Origin of the sequence: Propionibacterium ruminifibrarum (genome assembly GCF_900289195.1) — a bacterium.
In the GTDB taxonomy this organism is placed as follows: domain Bacteria; phylum Actinomycetota; class Actinomycetes; order Propionibacteriales; family Propionibacteriaceae; genus Propionibacterium; species Propionibacterium ruminifibrarum.
Genome location: NZ_OMOH01000011.1, coordinates 37,316 through 61,971, shown reverse-complemented (window position 1 = coordinate 61,971; position 24,656 = coordinate 37,316). Strand labels below are relative to the sequence as shown.

The window sequence follows — 24,656 nt, the reverse complement described above, 5'->3', positions numbered from 1 at the left end:
TCACAGCCCCTTCGGTGCGACGATCATCTCCATGACCTGCCCGAGCCATTCGACGAGCAGGGCGAGCAGCGCCACGATCACGGCACCGGAGATGAGGATGCGGAAGCGGAACAGGGCGATGCCGGTCTGGATGAGTGCCCCCAGGCCGCCGGCGTTGATGAAGGTGGCGAAACTGGCGGTGCCGACGAGCAGCACCAGGGCGGTGCGGATGCCGGCGAGGATGACCTTCGAGGCCAGTGGCAGTTCGATGCGCAGCAGCACGCCCATCGACGAGATGCCCATGCCCCGGCCGGCCTCAACCAGGGCCGGGTCGACCCCTTGCAGCCCGGTGATCGTATTGGCGAGCACCGGCAGGAAGGCGTAAATGCTCAGCGCGACGACGGCGGTCGGCGTGCCGAACCCCATGGCCATGGCGAGCAGGACGATCAGGCCGATGACCGGCGCGGACTGGCCGGCGTTGGCGACGGCGAGCACGGCCGGTGTGACGCGGCGGATGCCGGGCCGGGTCAGGGCGATCCCCAGCGGCACGCCGATGACCAGCACGACGGCGGCGCAGATGAGGGTGAGCACCACGTGCTGGCCGAGCAGGGTGCCGATGGTTCCCCAGGCCAGCTGGCGGGACTCGATGTCGTCGAGGTCGGCCGTGGCGCGCCAGAGCACCCAGCCCAGCGCTCCGGCGACGACGATGACGGGGATGCCCCAGAACAGCTGGCGTTCGTTCCTGTCCAGGCTCATGGGCGCTCCTGTCCGTGGGCCGGGGCGTCGGGCGCGGGCGCCTGGTGGGTCCGTCCGGCGTCGAAGTCGCCGATCGCTCCGGGGGCGGCGTTGACCCGGCGCACGTGCGCGGTCACCTCGTCGAAGGTGGCGATACCGAGGAAGTGCTCGTGGTCGTCGACGATGATGGCGCCTTCGTGCAGCGAGGTGACGAGGGCGTCGAGCACCGTGTCGAGGCTGGAGTCCTCGTCGAGCAGGATGGGCTGGCGGCCCGGCCGGGCGCGCACGACGGGCCCGCGCAGGTTGATCGTCCAGTACCAGTCGACGATGGCCTCGTCGGCGTCGAGGACGATGACCTGGTCGGTGTCGTGCCGGCGCGCCAGCTCCAGCACATCGGGGACCGGGTCGCCGACGTGGACCAGGACGGCCGGTTCCAGCCGGATCGAGGAGACCTTCTCCAGGGCCAGCTGCTTGAGGGCCGAGCCGGAGCCGGTGAAGTCCGCGACGAAATCGTCGGCCGGGTTGGCGAGGATCTCCGAGGCTGTGTCGTACTGGGCGATGCGCCCGTGGTCGGCCATCACGCAGATCCGGTCGCCGAGTTTGATGGCCTCGTCGATGTCGTGGGTGACGCACACGATCGTCTTGTGCAGCTTGGACTGCACGTCGAGCAGTTCGTCCTGCAGGCGCGAGCGGGTGATCGGGTCGACCGCGCCGAAGGGCTCATCCATGAGCATGACGGGCGGGTCGGCGGCCAGGCCCCGGGCGACGCCGACGCGCTGCTGCTGACCCCCGGACAGTTCCCTGGGGTAGCGGTCTCGGTAGACGGCCGGGTCGAGGCCGACCAGCTCGAGCAGTTCGTCGGTGCGCCGCCTGATGCGTTTCTTGTCCCACTTGAGCAGATTGGGGACGACCGCGATGTTGCCTGCGACGGTCATGTGCGGGAAGAGCCCGCCGCCCTGGATGACGTAGCCGATGCGGCGGCGCAGGGTGTCGGCGTCGAGTTCGCGGGTGTCCTGGCCGTCGATGGTGATCGTGCCGCTGGTGGGTTCGATGAGACGGTTGATCATCTTGAGGCTCGTCGTCTTGCCGCAGCCGGACGGGCCGACGAAGGTGACGAACTCGCCGGCGTCGATGCCCAGGCTGAGGTGGTCGACGGCCGGCTCGGTCTGGCCCGGGTACTGCTTGACGACGTCGGTGAAGACGATCTCGCTGCCCCTGGCGTTGGCGGTACTGTCTGTGCTCATGCGCGGATTCCCTTCGAGATGGTGAGCCGCCCGATGAGGGCGAGTACGGCGTCGGCGATGAGTGCGACGACCACGACACCGACAGTGCCGACCACGGCGTAGTTGAGTGCGTTCCTGCCGCCGATCTGGGCCAGTCCGGTGAAGATGTAGGAGCCGAGCCCGGGGCCGAGCACGTAGGCGGCGATGGCCGCCACGCCCATCGACATCTGCGTCGAGACGCGCAGGCCGGTGAGGATGACGGGCCAGGCCAGCGGCAACTGCACGCGCAGGAAGATCGCGAGCGGCTTCATGCCCATGCCGCGGGCGGACTCGAGGAGCGCCCGGTCGACGCCGAGCAGCCCCACCACCGCGTTGCGCAGGATGGGCAGTGCCGCGTAGAAGGTGACGACGGCCACCGACGTGGTGGTGCCGATGCCGAACAGCGGGATGAACAGGCCCAGCAGGGCGAAGGACGGGATCGTCAGGCCGATGGTCGAGATGGCGTTGGCGATGGGCTCGAGCCGGGGCACGCTCGTGACGACCACGGCCAACGCGACGGCGATGACGGCGGCCAGCAGCACCGACTGGGCGACGAGGCTGGCGTGCTGGTACATGCGGAACGCGATGTCGGCCCAGCGCGAGGCGATGAAGGCACCCATGGTTCTCCTGACGGTCAGCGCCCACAGGGGCGCTCCGGACAAGGGGGTATGGATACCCACAATAGGTGAGCGCGTTGCCGGTGGACGCAAGTGGTCCAGTCATTTCACAGATCCGCGCTGGTCCACTAGAATACGCACCCACGCCCGCCGGGCCGGGGTGTGTGCAGTGGCGATCCCGGCGTCATCGGCAGACCGGGGCGCGACCGATGGGGCCGTGCACGCACAGCCGAGACCCGCTCACCCGCGACCTCCCGCTCGCTCCCGCCGAATGGAGCCGTGCACGCGCGGCGGAGACGGATGGTTGCGGCCTCCAGGCATGCCGAGGATGAGCCGCGTGCGCCGGGGTGGCGCGAGACCCTCCGGCAGGCCGCCGACGACCGGGGCGGATGAGCCGGGTGCGCCGGGGTGGAGCCGGCCGGATGACTCAGGCCAGGACGGTCCAGCTGGCGCCGGTCGGGCGGCCGTTCTCGTAGGGGATGACGGCGTGGAACTGGGGCACCTTCGGGTCGAAGACGAGCGGCATGAAGTAGCGGTCGCCCTCCCACATGTCCAACCGGCCGAGCTCGTCGATGCGTTCCCAGGTGAGCGGGCCCTCCTCGTTCGCCGCCGGGATGTCGCCGTGCCAGCGGTGCACGAGGAAGATGAAACCGAACTGGTCCGAGCCGTCCGGGTTGAAGCCGGGCCAGCTGACGGTGCCGGCCAGCCTCATCTCGTCGACCTCGATGCCGGCCTCCTCCCCCAGCTCGCGCTTCATGCCGGCGGCCACGTCCTCGTCGCGCTCCACCTTGCCGCCCAGCCCGTTGTACTTGCCGAGCTGGTCGTCGTCGGGGCGGGCGATGCGGTGCACCATGAGGACGTGCTCGCCGTCGGGGTGCAGGACGAAGGCCAGGGTGGTCAGCTGCGGGCAGATCACGCCACCACCACCTGTCAACGAGTGCGGCCGGCGCCGCGGCGCACGGCCAGGCCGGTGAGCAGGTGCTGGGCGGCCAGGGACGCGCCGACTCCCTCGCCGGCGCGCAGCCGCAGGTCGAGCAGCGGCTCCAGGCCCAGTTCGGTGAGCACCGCCTGGTGGCAGGACTCGCGGCTGACCTGCCCGGCGACCAGGTAGGACTGGACGGCCGGGTTCACCTCGACGGCCGCCAGGGCGGCGACCGAGGTGGCCAGACCGTCCAGCACGACCATCGCACCGGCCTCGGCGGCACCGACCGTCACCCCGGCGAGCACCGCGAACTCCGGGCCGCCGACCTCGGCGAGGGCGCTGGCCGGGTCGGTGCGCAGCGCCTGCGGATCGACGCGTCCGAACACGGCGCGCAGCACCTCGGCCTTGTGGTCGATCATCGCCGCGTCCGAGCCGGCCCCGATGCCGACGGCCTGCTCGGGGCTGATGCCGGTGAGCGCGCAGGCCAGGGCCGAGGCGATCGTCGTATTGGCCACGCCGATCTCGCCGAGCACGACGAGCCCCCGGGCGGCGGCACGCCGGCCCAGTTCGCGCCCGGCCGCGATGAGCCGGGCCGTGTCCTCGCCGGTCATGGCCGGGGCGGTCACCAGGTCGCCGCGGGGGCCGGCCGGGCGCAGCTGTTCGACGCCGGCCAGGGGCTCGCCCACGACACCCGCGTCGACGAGGATCGTGTCCAGGCCGGCGCCGGCCGCGGCGACGACGCCGACCGCGCGGCCGGCGGCCGCGGCGTCCATGACCTCGCGGGTCACCGACTGGTCGAAGGCCGAGACCCGGTGCTCGACGATCGGGTGGTCGGCGGCGACGAGGACGAGGGTGCCGCCGGTGACGTCCTCACCGGTGACGGCGACCATCCGGTCGAGCGCCTGGTCGAGCTTGCCCAGTGAGCCGGGCGGGGTGAGCAGGTCGTCGGCCCGGTCGCGGGCCGCCACGACGTGGCGCTGGTCGGGGGCGGCGATCTCGCTCCACAGCGGCGAGGACGGGTCGGGTTCGGGCACCGCGGCGGGCGGCGCGGCCTCGGGGGCCGGCGCGGCGCCGGGCAGCCCGCTCACCGGCGGCTGTGGGGCGTTCTCGGGCCAGCGGTCGGCCATGATCACCTCGTCCAGGGGCAGCTTGTGCGACCAGGCGCGCCGCTCCAGCCCGGGGAAGGGCGGGCGTTCGTCGGGCCAGCCCAGGCACAGCCAGCCGAGGGTCTCGACGCCGGCGGGCAGGTGCAGCAGACCGGCGAGCTCGGTGGGGCGCATGAGTGTCACCCAGCCCATGCCGAGGCCGGCGGCGCGGGCGGTCAGCCACATGTTCTCGATGGCGGCGGCGCAGCTCCACAGGTCGGCGTCGTGGAAGGTGTTGCGGCCGAGCACGCCCGAGGCGGGGGTGCGCCGGTCGCAGGCCACGACGATGCCGAGCGGGGCCTCCCGGATGCCCTCCAGCTGCAGGTCGAGCAGCCGGGACTTCCGTTCGGGTGTCAGGCCGTCGGCCTGGCGCAGCCGTTCGCGGTCGGCCATGAGGGCGGCGCGCTCGCGGGTGCGGCGGTCGCGCACGACGATGAACCGCCACGGCTGGGACTGGCCGACGCTGGGGCCGCCGTGGCCCGCCTCGATGACGGCGCGGACGAGTTCGTCGGCCACGTCGTCGGGCCGGTAGCGGCGGATGTCGCGGCGGGCGCCGATGACCCGGTCCAGGGCGGCGCGGGTGGCGTCGTCGAACGCCCAGCCGGTGACGTCGTCGTCGCGTTCGGCCGAGCTCGTCGCGTCGCCGATCAGCGGCACCGGTCGGCGCCAGATGTGACCGGAGGGCTCAGTGGTGTGTGCACTCATGGGGCCAACGGTATCGGTGAACCGCCAGGGGCATGACCCGGCGGCCCCGGTCGCCGGACGCACGCCCCGCGGGCCGTCGGGCCCGGCCTGCGGCGGCGGGTCAGTCGCGGACGACGACGGTTCCGACCGGCAGCCCCGAGTCGGCGCCGATGCCCAGGCCGGAGGGCTCCAGCCCGGCCTTGACGACCTGGGCGCCGAGCACGGCGATCATGGCGCCGTTGTCGGTGCACAGCCCCGGGCGCGGGCGGCGCAGCTCGATGCCGGCCGCCGCGGTGCGTTCGCCGAGCAGCCCGCGCAGCCGCGAGTTCGCCGCCACTCCCCCGCCGATGATCATGTGCTCGATGCCGTGGTGCCGGGCGGCGTCGACGGCCTTGGCGGTGATGACGTCGGCGACGGCCTCCTGGAAGGAGGCGGCGACGTCGGCGACCGGGATCTCACCGCCCTCGAGGCGCCGCGTCTCGACCCAGCGTGCGACGGCCGTCTTGAGGCCGGAGAAGGAGTAGTCGAACCGGTGCCGCGCCATGTCGTGGGGCGCGGTGAGGCCCCGCGGGAACCGGATGGCCTCCGGGTCGCCCCCCTGGGCGGCCTCGTCGATGACCGGGCCGCCCGGGTAGGGCAGGCCGAGCAGCCGGGCGACCTTGTCGTAGGCCTCGCCGGCGGCGTCGTCGATCGTCGTGCCGATCTCGGCGACGTCGCCGGTGATGTCCCCCACCGTGAGCAGCTGGGTGTGCCCGCCCGAGACGAGCAGGGCGAGGGTCGGCCGGGCCAGGGGCCTGGCCGGTTCCCCGGCGGGATGGTCGAGCAGGTCGACGGCGACATGGCCGACGAGGTGGTTGAGCCCGTACAGCGGCTTGCCGAGGACCGCGGCGAGGGTCTTCGCCGCGGCCAGCCCGACGACGAGGGAGCCCATGAGGCCCGGCCCGGCGGTGACGGCGACGGCGTCGAGTTCGGACAGGTCGATGTCGGCGGTCTCGACCGCGCGGCGCAGGGTGGGGCCGATGGCCTCCAGGTGGGCGCGCGAGGCGACCTCGGGCACGACGCCGCCGAAGCGGGCGTGCAGCTCCATGGAGCTGGCGACCTCGTTGGCGAGCAGCTGCTCGCCGCGCACGATGCCCACCGATGTCTCGTCGCAGCTGGACTCGATGCCCAGGACGAGCGGTTCGCTCATGGTCGTCCTCCTTCGCCCGTGTCGGGGCTGGTCGTGTCCGGCGGACTGATCGGTGCCGCCATGACGAGGGCGTCGGCCCCCGGCCCGTAGTAGTCGGCTCGCACGTCGATGCGGGTGAAGCCGGCCCGCTCGTAGAGGGCGAGCGCTGCCGTGTTGTCGTGGCGCACCTCCAGCAGCATCCGGCAGGCCCCGGCCGAGGCGGCCTCGGCGAGCAGCCGGGCGAGCAGGCCGGCTGCCACGCCCTGGCCGCGGTGGGCCGGTGCGACGACGATGCGCAGCAGCTCGGCGTCGCCGAAGAGCACCCCGATGATGCCGGCGGCGACCAGCTGTTCACCGGAGTACACCCCCAGCGCCAGGTTGCCGGGGCGGGCGAGTTCACTCGTCCACGACCGCCCGCTCCAGCGTTCGCGCGGGGGGAAGCCGGACTCCTCCAGGGCGAGCAGGCCGGGCAGGTGGGCGGCGCCGAGGCGTTCGTCGCGCCTCGCGGGCAGGCCGACGGCGGCGTTCACCGGGCGGCCCCGGGGCGTAGGCGGTGGCGGCGTCCGGTGAGCGCCGATTTGCGCGCGGTGGGCGGTGCGGCGTCGGGTGTGCGCAGGTACAGCGGTTCGAGCCCGGCGTCGGGCAGCTCGTGCAGGTGGGCGGCGAGGAAGCCCGCGTCGAGCCCGAGCGGCGCGTCGCCGGGGCGGCGGGGGGCGAGCAGGTCCGGGTAGACGTGCACGCCGGGCCCGGCGGTGGGCTGTTCGGGGAGGGCTGCCGGGGCGCTCACCTGCGGTTGGCCGACGCGACGTCCATCACGGTAGGCGGCCCAGTAGAGCTCCTTGCGGCGGGCGTCGGAGGCGATGATGAACTCGGCCGGGGCGCCCTGGGCGGCCCACTGGGCGGCGATGACGTCGAGGCTGCACACGCCGGTGACGGGCACGCCCGCCGCGATGCCGGCGGTGACGGCGGTGGCCACGCCCACCCGCAGCCCGGTGAACGGGCCCGGCCCGACCCCGACGCCGATCGCGGCGAGCTCGGCCCAGCCGATGCCCGCGTCCGCCAGGATCACCTGGATGGTCGGCACGAGCAGTTCGGCGTGGGCGTGGTTGTCGCCCACCTGTTCGGAGGCGACCGTCCGGCCGTCGCGGGCCAGGCCGGCGGTGACGACGGTCGACGTGTCGACGGCCAGCGTCCAGCCGGTCGGGCGGGTGGTCGGATGGGTGCTCATCGGGTCTCCTGGGCCTCGGTGGCCGCTGCGGCGAGCTCGTCGCGCAGGCCGTGCAGGTTCTCGCCGGCCCAGCGGTCGCCGTGGCCGGTGAGGTAGACGGTGCGGGTGTCGTCGGACGGGTCGTCGCTGCGGGCGATGTCGATGTCGAGCCGGTCGGGGGCCAGCTGCTCGGCCATCCCGGCGCCCCACTCGACGAGGGTGACCGAGTCGTCCATGGTGGCGTCGAGGTCGATGTCCTCGAGTTCGGCGGCCGAGCCCATCCGGTAGGCGTCGACGTGCACGAGGCCGGGGCCGGTGCCACGGGCGCGGTGCACGCGCGACAGGACGAAGGTGGGTGAGATGACCGGCCCTTCGACGTCGAGGCCGGCGCCGATCCCCTGGGCGAGTGTGGTCTTTCCGGCACCGAGCTCGCCGTTGGCGACGAGTAGGTCACCGGGCCGTAGCCGCCGTGCGAGCAGCACGCCGAGGCGGCGCATCTGCTCGGCCGTGGGCACGGTGAGGGCCGTGGGCAGGTCGATGCCCAGGATGAGGCCCCCGGGCACCTCGTGGTCGGCGCTGAACCCGTGGGAGCGCCACCAGCCGATGACCTCGGGCAGGTCGGCGCGGGCCATGAGCTGGAGCCGGCGCAGCCCCTGCTCGGCGGCCCACTCGCCCGCCGCGCGGACGATGAGGGCGGCGAGCCCGGCGTGCTGGAAGCCGGGCCGGACGCTGACCCTATGCACCATGAGGGTGTCCGGGTCGGGGGTGCTCATGAGCAGGCAGGCCGCGTCGCGGCCCGCGACGGTGGCGACGACGCCGCCGCAGTCGGCGATGCGGGCGCGCACGTCATCGACGGTGTCGCTCAGCGCCTCGGGGGGCGTGGCGAGTTCACGCCTGGCCCCGAACGCCTCGTGAATGATGCCGAGCATGGCGGGCGCGTCCTGCGGGCCCGCCAGTCTCAACTGCACGTCGTCATCGGTCACGTCCGTCCAGTCTAGTGGGCCCAGGAGAGGTGACCCGGTACCGCCCGATGTCCGCAGATGCGCCCCGTGCCGTCAGAGGGCGGTGCCCGGTTCGCCGCTGAATCGACCGGGCCCGCGCACCTGAGAGGAGTTTCCCCGGCATTCAGAGTATGACGACCGCACCGTCACCGGAATAGGCCAGGTCGTCATCATCGACGAAGGACGCCACGTCCACCCAGCTGCTGATCTCGTCGAAACCGGTGCCCTGATTCACGTTCTTCTCCGGGGTGTCCTCGATTTCGGTGAAATTCTTCACCAAGGTTCCGTTCTCGATGACCACGAACTCGGCACTCAGCAGGGCTTCGTCATACCCGGCGACCACCAGTGAGTCGTCCCCGGCGAAGGCCTTCCAGTCCTCGGCGTCGACAAAGGAGTGGTAACCGGACAGCTCCTCGAAAACGGTCCAGCCCGCGTTCTCGTAGACGTACAGGCAGACCCCCTTCCACAGTCCGTTCTCGTCGACCGCGACCGAGACGGCCTTGGCGTACTCCACCTCGATCTCCTCCCTGATCGGCCTCTTGTTCCAGGCACACAGCCGCTCCAGCGCCTCGTCCCTGGCCAGTTTGATCCTGAAATAGCTCGGGTTCATGCCCAGTTCTCCTCTCCTCGATCAGGCGACGGGCAAGGGCGCGGGGGCTGCGCCCCAGGCCTGCTCAGCGTCTGGGGTGCCTGCGCCGGTACGGCCGTCCCCTGCGGCGGCCGCCCTGCCGGTGGGCCGGGCGCGGCGGGGCGATGAGGGCCTTGTACTGCTCGGCGGTGACCGGATCGCCGCCGGGCCTGGTGCCGCCGGTCAGCTCGGTCAGCCGGTCCCCGGGGCGCACACCGCGCGGGCGTTCCTGCACGCCGGCCTCGCGCAGGATCCGGTCCATCCGGCGGCGCTGCCGGGGCAGCACGACGGAGGCGACCAGGCCGTCGGTGCCGGCGCGGGCGGTGCGCCCGGCCCGGTGCAGGTAGTCCTTGCCGTCGTGGGGCGGGTCGGCCTGCAGGACGAGTGAGACGTCGTCGACGTCGATGCCGCGGGCCGCCACGTCGGTGGCCACGAGCACCGGCACCGTGCCGGTGCGGAAGGCGTGCAGGACGCGGGCGCGCATGCCCTGGGGCAGGCCGCCGTGCAGGGCGCCCGCGGTGACGCCGGCCGCGCGCAGCCGCTCCGCGGTCTCGTCGGCGTCTCGCTGGGTGCGCACGAAGACGATGGTGCGGCCCGGCCGGTTGACTGCCTGCGCGATGACGTCCTTCTTCTCGCGGGCGCTGACGGCCCAGACCTGGTGGCGCATCGTCGTGACCGAGGCGCGTGCGGCGTCGACGCCGTGCACGACCGGGTCGTCGAGGTAGCGGCGCACGAGCTCGTCGACCTGTTCGTCGAGCGTGGCGCTGAACAGCAGGTGCTGGGCGCCGGACTGCACGTCGTCGAGGATGCGGGTGACCTCGGGCATGAAACCCAGGTCGGCCATCTCGTCCGCCTCGTCCAGCACGATGGTCTCCACCTGGTCGAGCCGGGCCGCCTGCTGCTCCATGAGATCGACGAGGCGGCCGGGTGTGGCCACGACGACGTCGACGCCGGCGCGCAGGGCCCGCAGCTGCGGGGTGTAGCTCATGCCGCCGGCGACGAGCACGGTGCGCATGCCGGCGGCCTCGGCGAGCGGGCGCAGCACGTCGTGCACCTGCATGGCCAGTTCGCGGGTCGGGGCGAGCACGACGGCGCGGGGATGCCCCGGTGCGGCGCCGCCGTGCCCCAGGCGGGTGAGGGCGGGCAGGCCGAAGGCGAGGGTCTTGCCCGAGCCGGTCTGGCCGCGGCCGAGCAGGTCGCGGCCGCTCATGGCGTCGGGGATGGCGGCGGCCTGGATGGGGAAGGCCGTGGTGATGCCCTGGGCGTCGAGGACGGCGACGAGGGCCTCGGGCACGCCGAGTTCGGTGAAGCGCGGGCCCCGACTGGTCCGGCGCGGCGCCTTCTCCCGGCCGACCCGGCCGTGCGGGTGCTCGTCCCGCCCTACCCGTCCGGCGTCGGTGCGGCGTTCGTCGGGGCCATCGGCCCGGCGGGTGTCCTCGGGTCGTGCGTCGAGCGCCTGCTGCCACCCGGAGCGTGTTCTCTCGGCCGGCCGGTCACCCCTCAGGGGCGCGTTGCCGCGGCGGCGGTCACGGGATCCACTGGATCCGCCTGCCCGGTGGTCCGTCCGCCCGTCCCGGTCGCGGACGTTCTCCCGGAAGTCCGTACGCCGGCCGCCGCTGCGTTCGTCGGTCCATCGTGTGGTCCCGCCACGGCGACCCGGGCCCCGACCGCGACCGTCGCCGGGACGTCGCCGGCCCTCCGTGCGCCCGCGCTGCGGGGCATCAACGGCGCGCTGCCCACCGCTCCCCGCGTCGCGGTCCCACTTCCTGCGGCGGCGCGCGGGCCGGCCGACGGCGGCGTCCCACTCGTCGCGGCCCCAGCCGCGGGCGCGCTCACGGCTGCCGTCGCGGCCCCGTGGTCGGTTCCCTCGGGCGTGCTTGGATCGGTCGGCGCCGGCTTTCCGGTCGCGTCGGGGGCGACCGGCGTCATGTGAGTGAGGCATGGGGACTTTCAGGAAGAGCAGGGCACAGAAGCCCTGTCTCGATGAATACGGTCGGGCCCCTCATGCGCGTGTCGCGCACCGTCACGCCACGATACCCGCCGCGGGCAAGCCTGCGGGCTGGTCAGCGGCCGGCGGCGGACCGGGCCTCGGCGGTGAGCCGGGCGATGACCGCGGGCAGGGCGCGGGCGAGTTCGTCGGGCGGGTACGGCCCCGGGTTCTCCGTTGCGGCGAGCGCCTGGACGCCGGCGGCCAGCACGCCCGCCCAGCGCGCGCTCAGGCCGGAGGCGAGCAGCGTGCCGCAGATGCCGGCGAGCGTGTCGCCCGAACCGGCCTGCGCCGTCCATGCCGGGCCGGGCGGGGCGACGGTGACGCGGCCGCCGGGCTCGGCGACATACTGGGTGGCGCCCTTGAGCAGCACCGTCACCGCGAAACGCTCGGCGGCGGCGCGGCACGAACCGATCGGGTCGGCGGCCACCTCGGCGCGGTCGACGCCGAGCAGGCGGGCCAGCTCGCCGGCGTGCGGGGTGGCGAGGCAGCCCTCGGGGAGTTCGGCGGGCAGCTCGGCCAGGGCGTCGGCGTCGAGGACGAGCGGCACCCCGTCACCGAGTCGGGCCGCCAGGCGCCCCGCGTTGTGTCCGGGATCGCCCCAGCCGGAGCCGACCACCCAGGCCTGCACCCGTCCCGGGCCGACGGTGACCGAGGGCAGCGCCGCGGTGACCATGGCGGGCACCGGGTCCGGCGCGCAGCAGCGGATGAACCCGGCGCCGGCGTACAGGGCGCCGGTGGCGGTGAGGACGCCGGCGCCGGGGAAGCCCGCCGATCCGGTGTCGAGGCCGAGGACACCGCGGGTGTACTTGTCGGACTCGGGCCCAGGGGCGGGCCAGCGGGCGGCGATGTCGCAGCGTTCGGCGGCGAACACGGTGGGCCCGGTGACGGTGATGCCGATGTCGGCCACCTCGACCCGGCCGCAGCGCCCGGCCGCGGGCTGGGCGACGTGGCAGCACTTGAGCGCGCCGAAGGTGACGGTGCGGGTGGCGGTGAAGCACTCCGGGTGCTCGGCGCCGGCCCGGTCGGCGTCGAGGCCGGAGGGCACGTCGACGGACAGGACCGGCACGGCCAGGTCGGTGCAGGCGCGGGCGAACTCGGCGACCGGCGGGCGCAGGCCGGGCCGCCCGCCGATGCCGAGCACGGCGTCGATGACCAGGTCGGTCTCGGCCAGTTCCGCGATGGCCGTGGTGGCGTCGACCTCGCGGGCGCCGGCGCCCGCGGCGGCCGCGCCGCCCGACTCGTGCCGGTGCGACGAGGTGAACCACAGTGCGACGTCGACGCCCCGGGCCGCGAGGTCGCGGGCCGCGTACAGGCCGTCCCCGCCGTTGTTGCCCGGCCCCACGGCGACGAGGACACGGGCCCCGGACGCGTCCGCGAGCATGTCGAGGGCGGCGGCGCTGACGTGCGCGGCGGCCGTCTCCATGAGGTCCCGGCCCGGGTGGGCGTCGAACCAGGACTGCTCGGCGGCCCTGATCTGGTCGGCGGTGGCGACGGGACGCATCTCAGCGCGCCTCGGCGATGACGATGGCGGTGGCCACCGGCCCGTCGTGGCTCAGCGACAGGTGGAAGACGGTGGCGCCCAGTTCGTCGGCGCGGGCCTTCACCGAGCCGCGGACCTCGAGCACGGGCCGGCGGTCCTCGCCGACGACCACCTCGGCGTCGCGCCACGACAGGTTTCCCGGCGCGCCGAGTGCCTTCGCCAGCGCCTCCTTGGCCGCGAAGCGGGCGGCCAGCGACTCCGGTGAGCGCGGCAGCCCGTGGGCGAGGCGCTCGTCGGGGTTGAGCAGGCGCTCGAGCACACCGGGGTGTCGTTTCAGCATGGCGCTGAAGCGTTCGACCGAGCAGACGTCGATGCCCACGCCGATGATCATGGCCCGCCCCTCCTACTCGACGGTGACCGACTTGGCCAGGTTGCGCGGCTGGTCGACGTCGTTGCCGAGCGCCGTGGCCAGTTCGCAGGCGAACAGCTGGAGCGGCACGACGGCCAGCACCGGCTGCAGCAGGGTGCTCACCTTGGGCAGGCGGATGATCCTCTCGGCGTAGGCGTCGACCTCGGTGTCGTCCTCCTCGGCCAGCACGATGGTGCGGGCGCCGCGGGCGCGCACCTCCTGGATGTTGCTCACGACCTTGTCGTGCAGCTGGTCGCGTCCGGCCGGCGGGACGATGACGAAGACCGGCATGTCGGGGTTGATGATGGCGATGGGACCGTGCTTGAGCTCGCCGGCGGCGAAGCCCTCGGCGTGCAGGTAGGCGATCTCCTTGAGCTTGAGGGCGCCCTCCATGGCCGCCGGGTAGCCGACGTGGCGTCCGAGGAAAACGTAGTCGCCCTGATCGATCAGCTGGTGGGCCAGCTCGTAGACGGCGTCGGCGCCGTCCAGCACCTGCTGCACCTTCTGGGGCATGCCGGCCAGCTCGTCCATGATGGCGCTGATCTCGTCGCCGTACTTCATGCCGCGCACCTGCGCCAGGTACAGGCCGAGCAGGTAGCAGGCGATGAGCTGGGTGAGGAAGCCCTTGGTGGAGGCGACGCCGATCTCGGGCCCCGCGTGGGTGTAGATCACGGCGTCGGACTCGCGCGGGATCGTCGAGCCGTTCGTGTTGCAGATGGCGATGACCTTCGCCCCCTGCTCGCGGGCGTGCCGGATGGCCTGCAGCGTGTCGGCGGTCTCGCCGGACTGGCTGATGGCCACGCACAGGGTGCCGGCGTCGACGATGGGGTCGCGGTAGCGGAACTCGCTGGCCAGCTCGACCTCGCAGCCGATGCGCACCCAGTGTTCGATGGCGTACTTGGCGACCATGCCCGCGTAGTAGGCGGTGCCGCAGCCGATGATGATGATCTTGTTGACCCGGCGCAGCATCTCGGGGCTGATGCGGATCTCGTCGAGGACGAGCTCGCCGTGGTCCGCGTAGCGCCCGAGCAGGGTGTCGGCCACGGCCTGCGGCTGCTCGAAGATCTCCTTGCGCATGAACCAGTCGTAGCCGGCCTTCTCGGCGGCGGTCGTGTCCCAGTCGATGTGGTAGGGGGTGACCTCGACCGGGCTGCCGTCGAAGTCGGTGACCTCGATGGAGTCGGCGGTGATGACGACCACCTGGTCCTGGCCGAGTTCGATGGCGTCACGGGTGTGCTCGATGAAGGCGGCCACGTCGGAGGCGAGGAAATTCTCGCCCTCGCCGACGCCGACGACGAGCGGCGAGTTGCGGCGGGCCGCGACGACACGGTCCGGGTCCTGGGCGTCGATGGCGACGAGCGTGAAGGCGCCCTCCAGCCGGGCACAGACCTGGCGCATGGCACTCGGCAGGTCGGCGGCGGTGGCCAGGACGCGGCCGAGCAGGGCTGCTGCGACCTCGGTGTCGGTCTCCGAGCGGAAGGTGACGCCCTCGGCGCTCAGTTCGGCGCGCAGCTGGGCGAAGTTCTCGATGATGCCGTTGTGGACGAGCGCGACCCGGCCGTCCTGCGACAGGTGCGGGTGCGCGTTCGTGTCGGTGGGGCCGCCGTGGGTGGCCCAGCGGGTGTGGCCGATTCCGATGGTCGAGGCCGGCAGTGGCCTGGCGGCCAGCTCGGCGTCGAGATTGGTGATCTTGCCGGCCTTCTTGCGCCACTCGATGCTGCTGCCGGTGCCGACGGCCACGCCGGCGGAGTCGTACCCGCGGTACTCCAGACGGCGCAGGCCCTCGACGATGACGTTCACGGCCTGCTGGGGGCCGACGTAACCAATGATTCCGCACATGACCCCTACTCTATGGGCACCCGGCCCCCTACCGGGACAGGCGGGCCGCGGCAGCACCCCGCGCCGGCGCCGGGCGGTGCGCGCCGAGGGTTCCCGGCCCTCGGCGGTGCTCGTGGGCGCGAGGCCCCGGGGCCTCCCGGGCGGCCCGCGCGGACCTTCTCACCTGCCGCCGCGTCGCGCCGAGTGGACATCGGCGGCGCGACGTGGTGGGCTTTCACGGGTGCAGGACCCACGAGAACCCGGCCCGGGGGGACGCGACCCGGGCGACGAACAGCCCCTCGACGAGACCCGCGACAGCGGCCGACGCGACGGCGGCCCCTGGCTCGAGATTCCTCGCACCCAGTGGTCACAGCTGGCCGGGGACTCCCTGCTCACCCTCGACCGCGCGACGATCGAGCACCTGCGAGGGCTGGACGACCCGACCGACGAGTCCGATGTCGAGCAGGTCTACTTGCCCCTGAGCCAGCTCATCGAGCTGCACAGGACCAACCGCGGGCGGCTGTGGGGCGCCCAGAACCGTTTCCTCGGCCTGAGCTCGGCCGCGACGCCCCGCACCCCCCTCATCGTCGGTGTCGCCGGTTCGGTGGCCGTCGGCAAGTCGACGACGGCCCGTCTGCTGCGTGAACTGCTGGCCCGCGGCGAGAACCACCCCCACGTCGTGCTGGTGCCGACCGACGGCTTCCTCATGCCGAACGCCGAGCTCGAGGCCCGCGGCCTCATCCCGCGCAAGGGTTTCCCCGAGAGCTACGACCTGCGGGCGCTGCTGAGGTTCGTCATGGACGTCAAGTCGGGCCGCCCCGACGTGTCGACGCCGGTCTACTCCCACACGCTGTACGACATCGTCCCCGGCGAACGCGAGCAGATCCACAGCCCCGACATCCTCATCCTGGAGGGCCTCAACGTGCTGCAGCCGGCCCGGGCCGGGCACGGGGACCGCAGCTCGGTGGCGGTCAGCGACTTCATCGACTTCTCGGTGTACGTGGACGCCGACGAGTCGGACATCGAACGCTGGTACGTCGAACGTCAGATCGCCTACCGGCGTGAGGCCGTCTTTGAGGAGAGCAGTTTCTTCCGGGCCTACTCCCACCTGAGTGACGAGGAGTTCCGCGACCTGGCCCACCGGGTGTGGGCGAGGACGAACCGGCCGAACCTGCGGGAGAACATCGCCCCGACCCGTCCGCGCGCCACGGTGATCCTGCGCAAGGGGCCGGACCACCGGATCTCGACGGTGCGGATCCGCAAGATCTGACGGGGCGCAGGACCCCGGCCCCGCACCGCGGGACCGGCCCCGGGCCGGCTACTGCTTCAGGCCGACGCGTTCGGCGACGACACCGGCCAGCCGGTGGGCGATCTCGTCGGCCTGCTCCTGGGTGGCCGCCTCGACCATGACCCGCACTAGCGGTTCGGTGCCGCTGGGACGCAGCACGACCCGCCCGGTGTCGCCGAGCTCCTTGCTGGTCGTGGCGACCTGGCTGGTGATGACCGGGTCGAGGGCGGCGCGCAGCTTGTCCACGTCCGGCACGTTGACCAGCGCCTGGGGCAGCCGGGTCATGACGCCCGCCAGGTCGGCGAGCGGCGACCCGCTCTTGGCGACGGCGGCCGCCACGTGCAGGCCGGTGAGCACGCCGTCCCCGGTGGTGGCGAACTCGCTCATGATGACGTGGCCGGACTGCTCGCCGCCGAGGGTGAAGCCGTTGGCCGCCATGTCCTCGAGCACGTAGCGGTCGCCGACCTTCGTCTGGTCGACGTGGATGCCGTGCTCGCGCATGGCGACGATGAGGCCGAGATTGCTCATGACCGTGGCGACGAGGGTGTTGTCGGCCAGCTTGTTCTCGGCCTGCAGCCCCAGGGCGAGAATGGCCATGATCTGGTCGCCGTCGACCCAGTTGCCCTGGGCGTCGACGCCCTGGCAGCGGTCGGCGTCGCCGTCGAACGCGAACCCCAGGTCGGCGTTGCGGGCGACGACCTCGGCCTGCAGGCTCTCGATGTGCGTGGAACCGCAGCCGTCGTTGATGTTGAGGCCGTCGGGCTCGCAGTGGATGCCGATGACCTCGGCACCGGCGGCCTCGAAGGCCGGGACGGCGGTGACCGAGGAGGCGCCGTTGGCGCAGTCGAGGACGACGCGCAGGCCCTTCAGGCTCACCCCGCCGAGGGAGGCGGCCAGATGGTTGATGTAGGTGCCCAGCAGTTCGTCGTCGACGCGGATGTGTCCGACCCCCGCCCCGGTGGGGCGCTTCCACTCCTCACCCAGGTGCTCCTGGATGGCGTCCTCGATGGCGTCGTCGAGTTTGACGCCGCCGCGGGCGAAGAACTTGATGCCGTTGTCGGGCATGGGGTTGTGGCTGGCCGAGAGCATGACCCCCAGGTCGACCTCCTGCGTGGCGACCAGGTAGGCCAGGCCGGGGGTGGGGATGACGCCGACGTCGATGACGTCCACCCCGGCGCTGGCCAGGCCGGCCATGACGGCGGCCTGCAGGAATTCGCCGGAGATGCGGGTGTCGCGTCCGACGATCGCCACCGGACGACGGTCGTCGAAGGCGCCGGCCTCGCCGAGCACGTGCGCGGCGGCGACGGACAGGTCGAGGGCGAGTTCTGCGGTGAGATCACCATTGGCGACACCACGGACGCCGTCGGTTCCGAACAATCGAGCCATGGGGGAACTCTACTCACAGCCCGCGCCGCCGCGCCTCCAGCGCGCCGCACGTGGGACGGGCGCCGCGACGCCCCCGCGCCGGGCGGCGGACCCGCCCGTGACGCGGCCAGGCCCGGCCCCTGCGTGAGGGACCGGGCCTGGCCATCGGGCGTCGAGCGATCAGCGCTTGGAGTACTGCGGGGCCTTGCGGGCCTTCTTGAGACCCGCCTTCTTGCGCTCCTTGACGCGGGCGTCGCGCGTGAGCAGACCGGCCTTCTTCAGGGCCGGACGGTTGGCCTCGGTGTCGATGGCGTTGAGCGCGCGGGCGATGCCCAGGCGCAGGGCACCGGCCTGGCCGGTCGTCCCGCCGCCGTCGATCCGGGCGATCACGTCGTAGGCGCCGGCAGCACCGGCGGCGACGAAGGGTTCGTTGATGAGCTGCTGGTGCACCTTGTTGGGGAAGTACTCGTCGAGGGTGCGGCCGTTGACCTGGTAGCTGCCGGTACCGGGCACCAGGCGGACGCGCGCCACGGCCTCCTTGCGGCGGCCGGTGCCGGCGCCGGGGGCGATGACGGCGGGGCGCTCCGAGGCGGTCGCAGTGGCGCCCGCGGAGTCGGAGCGGTAGGCGATCTCGCGGTTGCTCTCGTCGGTGAACGGCGTGGTGCCGGTCTCGATGTCCTCGTTCACGGTCTCAGACACAGTCAAATCCTCACTCACTGCGCGATCTGGGTGATCTGGTAGGGCTGGGGCGCCTGGGCCTTGTGCGGGTGCTCGGGGCCGGCGTACACCTTCAGCTTCCTCATCTGCTGGCGGCTCAGCTTGTTCTTCGGCATCATGCCCCAGACGGCGCGCTCGACGGCCTGGCGGGGGTCCTTCTCGAGCAGCTCGCCGATGGTGGTGACGCGCAGGCCGCCGGGACGGCCGGAGTGGTTGTAGCGCAGCGAATCGGTGCGCTTCTTGCCGGTCAGGGCGATCTTGGACGCGTTGACGACGACGACGAAGTCGCCGGTGTCCATGTGCGGTGCGTAGGTTGGCTTGTTCTTGCCGCGCAGCAAGGTGGCAGCGGTCACGGCGAGACGGCCGAGCACGACGTCCTCGGCATCGATGACATGCCAGGCCCTGGTGATGTCGCCGGGCTTCGGGCTGTAGGTTGACACGGTCGCAGACCATCTTCCACTAGTCACTACGGATTCTGAGCACGCTCCGCACGGCCGGGCCGGGCCCGTGAGCGCCCTCGGACGACTCACCGCGCCGGCGCATCGCCATGGCGGAGACGCAACAGCGACTAACAATAACCCTCACACCCCGCTCAGGTCAAAGCGGACGGGCACGCGCCGCGGCGGCTCCGAGGCGGCGCGTGGGAACTCACCAGGCCCGGCCGCCCCCGCCGCCGATGCCGCCGCCGGAGTGGCCACCGCCGTGGGAGCCGCCCGAGAAGGACGATCCGCCGCCGGTGAAGAAGCCACCGCCCCAGCCGGACCCGCCGCCGTCGCCGTCCCTGCTGTGGGCGCTCGACCAGCCGTCGAGCAGGTTGGAGATCCCGGTGGAGACGGAGCCCTGGCCGAAGGGGCTGCGGGTGGCGAAGAAGGAGTTGCTGTCGGTGTCGTAGCGCCGCTGGTAGCGCCGGTAGTGGTGGCTCATCTCACGGCCGATCTCGACGGTCGGCAGCTCGATGTCGGGCAGCTGCACCTGCGGGATCGAGGCCCGCAGCTCACCGATGGCCCTGCGCCAGCTGTCCTCGCACCCGAAGACGATCGCCCAGGGCAGAAGCGACTCGGTGATCTCGACCTGGTGGACGCCACCCGCCCCGGCCGGTTCGTCGGTCCGGGACGACGCGTCGACGCCGGACAGCACCCTGATGCGGTCGGCCTCGGCCATCGTGATGAACTCGCGCAGCCCCTCGAGCTCGATGAGCACCTTCTTGCCCCGGTCCGTCATGCGTCCGTGGGTCGGCGCGTAGTAGGAGGCGGCGATGACGCCCAGGCAGGAGATGACGCCGACGAGCAGGAAGCGCACGAGACCTTTCGTGTCGTCGGCGTTCGTGAACTCTCCGGCGACGAAGGCGAGCAGGCCCACCGCGTAGAGGCCGATCACGCCGCCGTACAGCAGGACCGAGGGCAGGGAGCTGTCCAGACGCAGCCCTGCGATGGAGAACATCGTGGTCCGGGCCTTCGCCGACCGCTCGAGCGCCTCCGGGGAGCGTGCCTCGTCGAGCCGCACGCCGCCGGGGCCGCCGCTGAACGGGGCGAGCGCGTCCCATTCCCGACCCGAGAACTCGTCCTCGGCGCCCAGGACGACGCGTAGGGGCGGGGCCGATGCGTCGTCACCGGCGGGTTCGTCCTGGAGGATCCGGGCCCGCCCCTCCCAGACCAGCTGGGTCAGCCAGGCGGCCATGCCGTTCGCCGGGTAGCCGAGGAAGTCGGCCGCGACGAGAGGTGAGAGCTTGGCCGGCGGGACGAAGTTCACCGGAACCGGTTCCCTGCGCAGCAGACGCGGGTGGCGGTGACTGTGCCGGACGCCCAGGGCAATGACCAGGGCGAGCAATGCGATGGCCGGCGGCGCCCAGAGCAGCAGGCCGGGCGGGGTCCCGGGGGCCTGGATCGTCGTCGCAACGGTGCCGGGCCGGAAACCGATCGCGATCGTCACGTTCTGACCCGCAGCGAAATCGGTCTCACTCACCCGGAAGCCGTCACCGGTGCGCGAGATCGCGCACTGCCGGGTGGAGCCGGCCGCGCCGCGGTAGCAGGACTGGGCGCCGGTCAGCGAGTCGGTGAGTGCCGGGTCGAGGTGCACCGTGGCCGTGATGGCCCCGATGCCCGCCACCCAGCCGGTGCCGTTGACGTCGAAGTAGAGCTCCTGGCCGTCGCGGGTGCCCACCATGGCGTTCGTGTAGGCGTAGTGCAGCACGTAGGTCTTGCCGCCCCTGACGGTCTGTGACGCGTCGCCGATCCGTACGCTGACGGTGCCGTCCTGCACGTCCGAGGAACCGGCCTGACCATGGCTGCGGGTGGTGGTCCTGACCGGGTTGCCGTTCTCGTCGGTGACGCTCACGTCGGTCAGACCCAGGTCGGAGTCGCCGTAGACGGTGGGGAGCGTGCGCTCGATGCCGTGCAGACCCCACTGCAGGAACTGCACCGTGATCGTCTCCACGACCTCCAGCCGCAGCTTCCCGTCCTGTTCACTGACCGAGTAGTCGCCGTCGAAGGATGTGACGGTGAATCCCGCGTCCGACTGCGAGGGCGGCGCCGACTTGAACGAGACGAAGGCGAAGACGGCGAGCATCACGATCACCCACGCGACGGGGTGAATGATCCAGCGATTGAGCTGCCTCCACATGGCCGGCAGCCTAACCAGGCCCCGGTCTCGGCCGCCACAATGCGCCGGAGGGGGCGCTTGGTATCATCGCCCGCCGACGCCCGACGGTCGACGCCCCTGCCGGCCGTCGGCGGGGGTACGGCGGCGCATTCCCGGGCCGCTCGAGCGACGGTCTTGGGCCGCGAGCCCCGGAACCCTGAGGGGTCGGACGCAGGCGGTGTCATGGCACCTGGGAGCGACCTGAGAAAACTGCAACCGAATGCCCTCAAGTTGACCTGCTTTCTGAAGAGTCTTAGTCTTTTTTCAGAAACAGATTCAGGGAGCGCGGTAGTGCACCCTTAGTTCTCCCCCACAAACCGTGAGGATTTGTTGAATGAGCGCACGCAGGGCACTGGTCGAGCAGCCGGTCGACACGATCTCGGCGACACTCACCACCACTGCAGCCACCACGGCACGGCGGGCCATGCCCGCCACCTCGGCCAAGCGGGCACTGGCCGCTGACGAGTTCATCACCGCCCCCGCCGCCCGCAGGGCGTTGTCGGAGTCACTCGCTGCGACCGAACCGACCCGCGCCCGCCGCGCGGCGGAGCACGCCGTCCCCGTCTCGCTGACCCTCGACGAGCCGGCCGCCGAGCGCGCCTTCATCAAGGCGGCGCCGCGCCGCAAGCGCCGCGACTCGCGCTTCATGGCCGCAGGTCTCGGCCTGGCGGCCGTCATCGGTACCGTCTCCGGCGGGCTGGCCATCACCAACAGCGCCATGGCCTCGGGCACCGCCACCCCGCAGAACACCGCCGAGGTCGAGGCCGTCGACACCGACGAGGTCGGCACCGAGGCGGACGCGATCGCCGGTGAGACCGCCGAACCCGAGGAGGAGACCCCGGCCGTCGTCGAGGTCGAACCCATCACTGTGCAGGTCTCCACCACGGTCGACCCGGCCAGTGTCACCGCGCCCGGCCAGCTGGCACCGCTGTCGACCGCCGAGGCCATCGAGAAGGCCAAGTCGATGGTCGGCGACCAGAACTACGGCAACATGTGCCTGGCCCTGTCGGCCGCCTTCTACGGCTACAGCAGCGCCGGCGTGAACTCCGCCACCGATGCCGCGGCCGCCATCGAGGCCGCCGGGCAGATGCACAAGGACATGACGAACATCCCCGTCGGCGCCCTCATCTGGTACGACGGCGGCCCGTCCGGCAACCCCTTCGGCCACGTCGCGATGTACGCCGGGGACGGCATGGTCTACTCCAACGGCGCCGCGAACGGCGGTGTCGGCCTCATCTCGATCGACGAGCCGGCCGACGGCTGGGGTGAGCCGATCATCGGCTGGTCCACGGTCTGGCTGCCCAGCGCAACCCGCTGATCACATGCTCCCAGGGAGTCCCGGCAGGCGCCGGGACTCCCTTTTTCTCGCCCATCGCCCCGTATCCGGCCGACGCTCCTTGCCACAGCGGCCGAGTCGGGGCAATGTGTGCACATGAGTTCAAAGACGAACGTCGCATCACAGATCCAAGGACCGGAAGATCTGCGCAACGTGGTCCTCGTCGGCTCGTCCGGCAGCGGCAAGACCACGCTGTTCCAGAACCTCTTGAGAGCCCGAATCCCCGACTACCGCCCCGACAAGGAGGACCCGGAGCGCGGCGGCGCGCTCACGCTCGCCAGCGTCGTCAACCACCACGACACGGCCGACGGGGACGTCGTCATCAACCTGCTCGACGCGCCCGGCCACCCCGACTTCGCCGGTGAGCTGCGGGCCGGGCTGCGCGCGGCGGACGGGGCCATCTTCGTCATCAGCGCCGCCGACGGCCTCGACCCGATCACCACCTCGCTGTGGGCGGAGTGCGCCTCGACGGGCATGCCGCGAGCGATCGTCATCACCAAGCTCGACACCGACAAGGCAGACTTCAACACCACCCTCGACGCCATCACCACGGCCTTCGGTTCGGGCACGCACCCGGCCTATCTTCCGCTGGAGGACGCCGACGGTCAGGTCATCGGCAACATGAGCCTGCTGACCGGCCACGTGCACGACTACTCGAGCGGCAGCCGCGTCACGACCGACGCGGACGAGGCGCAGCGCGCCCTCATCGAGAACTTCCGCACCGACTACGTCGAGTCGATCATCACCGAGTCCGAGGACGACGCCCTGCTCGAGCACTACTTCAACGGTGACGAGCTGAACAACGACCAGGTCGTCGAGGCGCTGCTGTCGGCCATGTACCACGGCAATTTCTTCCCGGTCATCCCCGTGCGACTGGACGGCATCGGCACCGAGGAGGTGCTGGGCTTCATCCACCGCGGCTTCCCGCGCCCGACCCGCCGCACGCTGCCGCTCATCGCCGACCTCAACGACGATCCCATCGACCCGCAGCTCGGGTCACCGGAGGGCCCGCTGCTCGCCGAGACGATCCGCACGATCGCCGATCCCTACGCGGGCCACCTGTCGATGGTGCGGGTCTACTCCGGGGTGCTCGCCCCCGAGACCGTCGTCCACGTGGCCGGCCACCGCGAGGCCCTGACCGGTGTCCGGCACGGCCGCGAGGACCACGACGACACCGAGCGGGTCGGCCTGCTGACCGTCCCGGACGGCACCGGCACCGCCCCGGTGTCCCGGGCCGTCGCGGGCCAGATCGTCTATGTCGCCAAGCTGACCAAGGCGGACACCTCGGACACCCTCTCCGAGGCCGAGCACCCGGCCGTCATCGAGCCGTGGGCGCTGCCCGAGCCGCTGCTGCCGACGGCCATCGAGGCGGCCGGGCGCAACGACGAGGACAAGCTGGCCTCGTCCCTGAACCGCCTGGTCATCGAGGACCCGACGGTGCGGGTCGAACGCGACCCCGACACCGACCAGATGATCCTGTGGACGATGGGTCAGGCCCATCGCGATCTCGTGCTCTCGAGACTGCGAGAGCGCTACGGGGTTCAGGTGAACACGCCCCCGGTGCGTATCGGCCTGCGCGAGACCTTCGTCGCCAAGGCGGAGGGTCACGGCCGCCACGTCAAACAGTCCGGCGGCCACGGCCAGTACGCGGTCTGCGACATCCGCGTCGAACCCGGCGAGCGGGGCAGCGGTTTCGTGTTCGTCGACGAGGTCGTGGGCGGCGCCGTTCCCCGTCAGTTCATCGGCTCGGTCGAGAAGGGCATCGCCGCCCAGCTCGCCAAGGGCACGATCAGCGGCCACCCGATGGTCGACGTCAAGGTCACGCTGCACGACGGCAAGGCCCATTCGGTCGACTCCTCCGACATGGCCTTCCAGTCGGCCGGCGCCCTGGCGCTGCGGGAGGCCGCCGGCCCCGACACGGTGGCCCTGCTGGAGCCGGTCGACGCCGTCGCGGTGCGCTGCCCGAACGAGTACCTGGGAACCGTGATGACCGACCTGAGCAACCGGCGCGGCCAGGTCAACGGCACCGAACCCGGCGACGACGGGTTCACCACGGTGACCGCCCGGGTGCCCGCGCTCGAACTGCTCAACTACGCCATCGACCTGCGCAGCATCGCCCGGGGCGCGGCCAGTTTCACCCGTTCCAAGGACGGTTTCGAACTGATGCCCGCGAACAAGGCGGCCGCCTTCCTCGAAGGGCAGTGAGCCGAGCCCGACCAGCCGGGGCCGGTCCCGCCCGGGGCCGGCCCCGCACCGTGTCCGGCGGCG

The 24,656-nt window shown here is 72.2% G+C and carries 21 protein-coding genes; 3 read left to right on the top strand and 18 right to left on the bottom strand.

All coding sequences use genetic code 11. The features are described from left to right. From PROPJV5_RS11055 to glmS, 14 genes are all read right to left on the bottom strand, one after another. Complete coding sequence (locus PROPJV5_RS11055) at positions 1-735, bottom strand: ABC transporter permease (protein WP_119716419.1); 735 nt, start codon at positions 733-735, stop codon at positions 1-3. Further along, positions 732-1,958, bottom strand: a complete 1,227-nt coding sequence (locus tag PROPJV5_RS11050; protein WP_119716418.1) for a betaine/proline/choline family ABC transporter ATP-binding protein — start codon at positions 1,956-1,958, stop codon at positions 732-734. The genes PROPJV5_RS11055 and PROPJV5_RS11050 overlap by 4 nt, the downstream gene beginning before the upstream one ends. Continuing rightward, positions 1,955-2,596: an ABC transporter permease gene (locus tag PROPJV5_RS11045; RefSeq protein WP_119716417.1), complete on the bottom strand. Its 642-nt coding sequence runs from the start codon at positions 2,594-2,596 to the stop codon at positions 1,955-1,957. The genes PROPJV5_RS11050 and PROPJV5_RS11045 overlap by 4 nt, the downstream gene beginning before the upstream one ends. Before the next feature lie 424 nt (positions 2,597-3,020). Beyond that, a complete protein-coding gene (locus tag PROPJV5_RS11040; RefSeq protein ID WP_119716416.1) occupies positions 3,021-3,509 on the bottom strand; it encodes an NUDIX hydrolase in 489 nt (162 codons plus the stop codon). 14 nt (positions 3,510-3,523) lie between these two features. After that, positions 3,524-5,365, bottom strand: a complete 1,842-nt coding sequence (bluB, locus tag PROPJV5_RS11035; protein WP_119716415.1) for a 5,6-dimethylbenzimidazole synthase — start codon at positions 5,363-5,365, stop codon at positions 3,524-3,526. A 100-nt stretch (positions 5,366-5,465) separates the two neighbouring features. Beyond that, positions 5,466-6,533 (bottom strand): tRNA (adenosine(37)-N6)-threonylcarbamoyltransferase complex transferase subunit TsaD, encoded by a 1,068-nt coding sequence (gene tsaD, locus PROPJV5_RS11030; protein WP_119716414.1) that lies wholly within the window; start codon positions 6,531-6,533, stop codon positions 5,466-5,468. Then, complete coding sequence (gene rimI / locus PROPJV5_RS11025) at positions 6,530-7,042, bottom strand: ribosomal protein S18-alanine N-acetyltransferase (RefSeq protein ID WP_182858697.1); 513 nt, start codon at positions 7,040-7,042, stop codon at positions 6,530-6,532. Before rimI ends, tsaD begins: the two co-directional genes overlap by 4 nt. After that, positions 7,039-7,740, bottom strand: coding sequence for a tRNA (adenosine(37)-N6)-threonylcarbamoyltransferase complex dimerization subunit type 1 TsaB (gene tsaB, locus PROPJV5_RS11020; RefSeq protein WP_119716412.1), 702 nt, complete (start codon positions 7,738-7,740; stop codon positions 7,039-7,041). The genes rimI and tsaB overlap by 4 nt, the downstream gene beginning before the upstream one ends. After that, complete coding sequence (tsaE, locus tag PROPJV5_RS13100; protein WP_119716411.1) at positions 7,737-8,702, bottom strand: tRNA (adenosine(37)-N6)-threonylcarbamoyltransferase complex ATPase subunit type 1 TsaE; 966 nt, start codon at positions 8,700-8,702, stop codon at positions 7,737-7,739. Before tsaE ends, tsaB begins: the two co-directional genes overlap by 4 nt. 142 nt (positions 8,703-8,844) lie before the next feature. Continuing rightward, positions 8,845-9,330, bottom strand: a complete 486-nt coding sequence (locus tag PROPJV5_RS12960) for a hypothetical protein (RefSeq protein ID WP_239018482.1) — start codon at positions 9,328-9,330, stop codon at positions 8,845-8,847. A gap of 64 nt (positions 9,331-9,394) precedes the next feature. Beyond that, a complete protein-coding gene (locus PROPJV5_RS11005; protein WP_239018481.1) occupies positions 9,395-11,290 on the bottom strand; it encodes a DEAD/DEAH box helicase in 1,896 nt (631 codons plus the stop codon). A gap of 121 nt (positions 11,291-11,411) precedes the next feature. Beyond that, a complete protein-coding gene (locus PROPJV5_RS11000) occupies positions 11,412-12,839 on the bottom strand; it encodes an NAD(P)H-hydrate epimerase (RefSeq protein ID WP_119716409.1) in 1,428 nt (475 codons plus the stop codon). Between the two features lies 1 nt (position 12,840). After that, positions 12,841-13,209, bottom strand: coding sequence for a holo-ACP synthase (locus PROPJV5_RS10995; protein ID WP_119716408.1), 369 nt, complete (start codon positions 13,207-13,209; stop codon positions 12,841-12,843). A gap of 12 nt (positions 13,210-13,221) precedes the next feature. Beyond that, positions 13,222-15,066, bottom strand: a complete 1,845-nt coding sequence (gene glmS / locus PROPJV5_RS10990) for a glutamine--fructose-6-phosphate transaminase (isomerizing) (RefSeq protein WP_119716407.1) — start codon at positions 15,064-15,066, stop codon at positions 13,222-13,224. Positions 15,067-15,394: 328 nt separating this feature from the next. On the opposite strand from glmS, the gene coaA reads away from it, so the two are divergent. Beyond that, positions 15,395-16,315: a type I pantothenate kinase gene (gene coaA / locus PROPJV5_RS10985; RefSeq protein WP_239018487.1), complete on the top strand. Its 921-nt coding sequence runs from the start codon at positions 15,395-15,397 to the stop codon at positions 16,313-16,315. 48 nt (positions 16,316-16,363) lie between these two features. Here coaA and glmM read toward each other — a convergent pair whose 3' ends face one another. The 4 genes from glmM to PROPJV5_RS10965 all read right to left on the bottom strand — a co-directional run bounded on the left by glmM (position 16,364) and on the right by PROPJV5_RS10965 (position 21,034). Continuing rightward, entirely contained in the window at positions 16,364-17,719 is a 1,356-nt protein-coding gene (gene glmM, locus PROPJV5_RS10980; RefSeq protein ID WP_119716405.1) for a phosphoglucosamine mutase, read from the bottom strand. A gap of 159 nt (positions 17,720-17,878) precedes the next feature. Next, positions 17,879-18,397: a 30S ribosomal protein S9 gene (gene rpsI, locus PROPJV5_RS10975; protein ID WP_119716404.1), complete on the bottom strand. Its 519-nt coding sequence runs from the start codon at positions 18,395-18,397 to the stop codon at positions 17,879-17,881. Between the two features lie 14 nt (positions 18,398-18,411). Then, complete coding sequence (rplM, locus tag PROPJV5_RS10970) at positions 18,412-18,855, bottom strand: 50S ribosomal protein L13 (protein WP_119716403.1); 444 nt, start codon at positions 18,853-18,855, stop codon at positions 18,412-18,414. A gap of 208 nt (positions 18,856-19,063) precedes the next feature. Further along, positions 19,064-21,034, bottom strand: a complete 1,971-nt coding sequence (locus tag PROPJV5_RS10965; RefSeq protein WP_119716402.1) for a DUF2207 domain-containing protein — start codon at positions 21,032-21,034, stop codon at positions 19,064-19,066. 352 nt (positions 21,035-21,386) lie between these two features. Here PROPJV5_RS10965 and PROPJV5_RS10960 point away from each other — a divergent pair, with 352 nt between their 5' ends. Further along, a complete protein-coding gene (locus PROPJV5_RS10960) occupies positions 21,387-22,370 on the top strand; it encodes a hypothetical protein (protein WP_119716401.1) in 984 nt (327 codons plus the stop codon). Positions 22,371-22,484: 114 nt separating this feature from the next. Beyond that, positions 22,485-24,593 carry an elongation factor G-like protein EF-G2 gene (locus PROPJV5_RS10955; RefSeq protein WP_119716400.1) on the top strand — a complete coding sequence of 703 codons (2,109 nt, stop codon included), beginning with the start codon at positions 22,485-22,487 and terminating at the stop codon, positions 24,591-24,593. Positions 24,594-24,656: the final 63 nt, after the last annotated feature.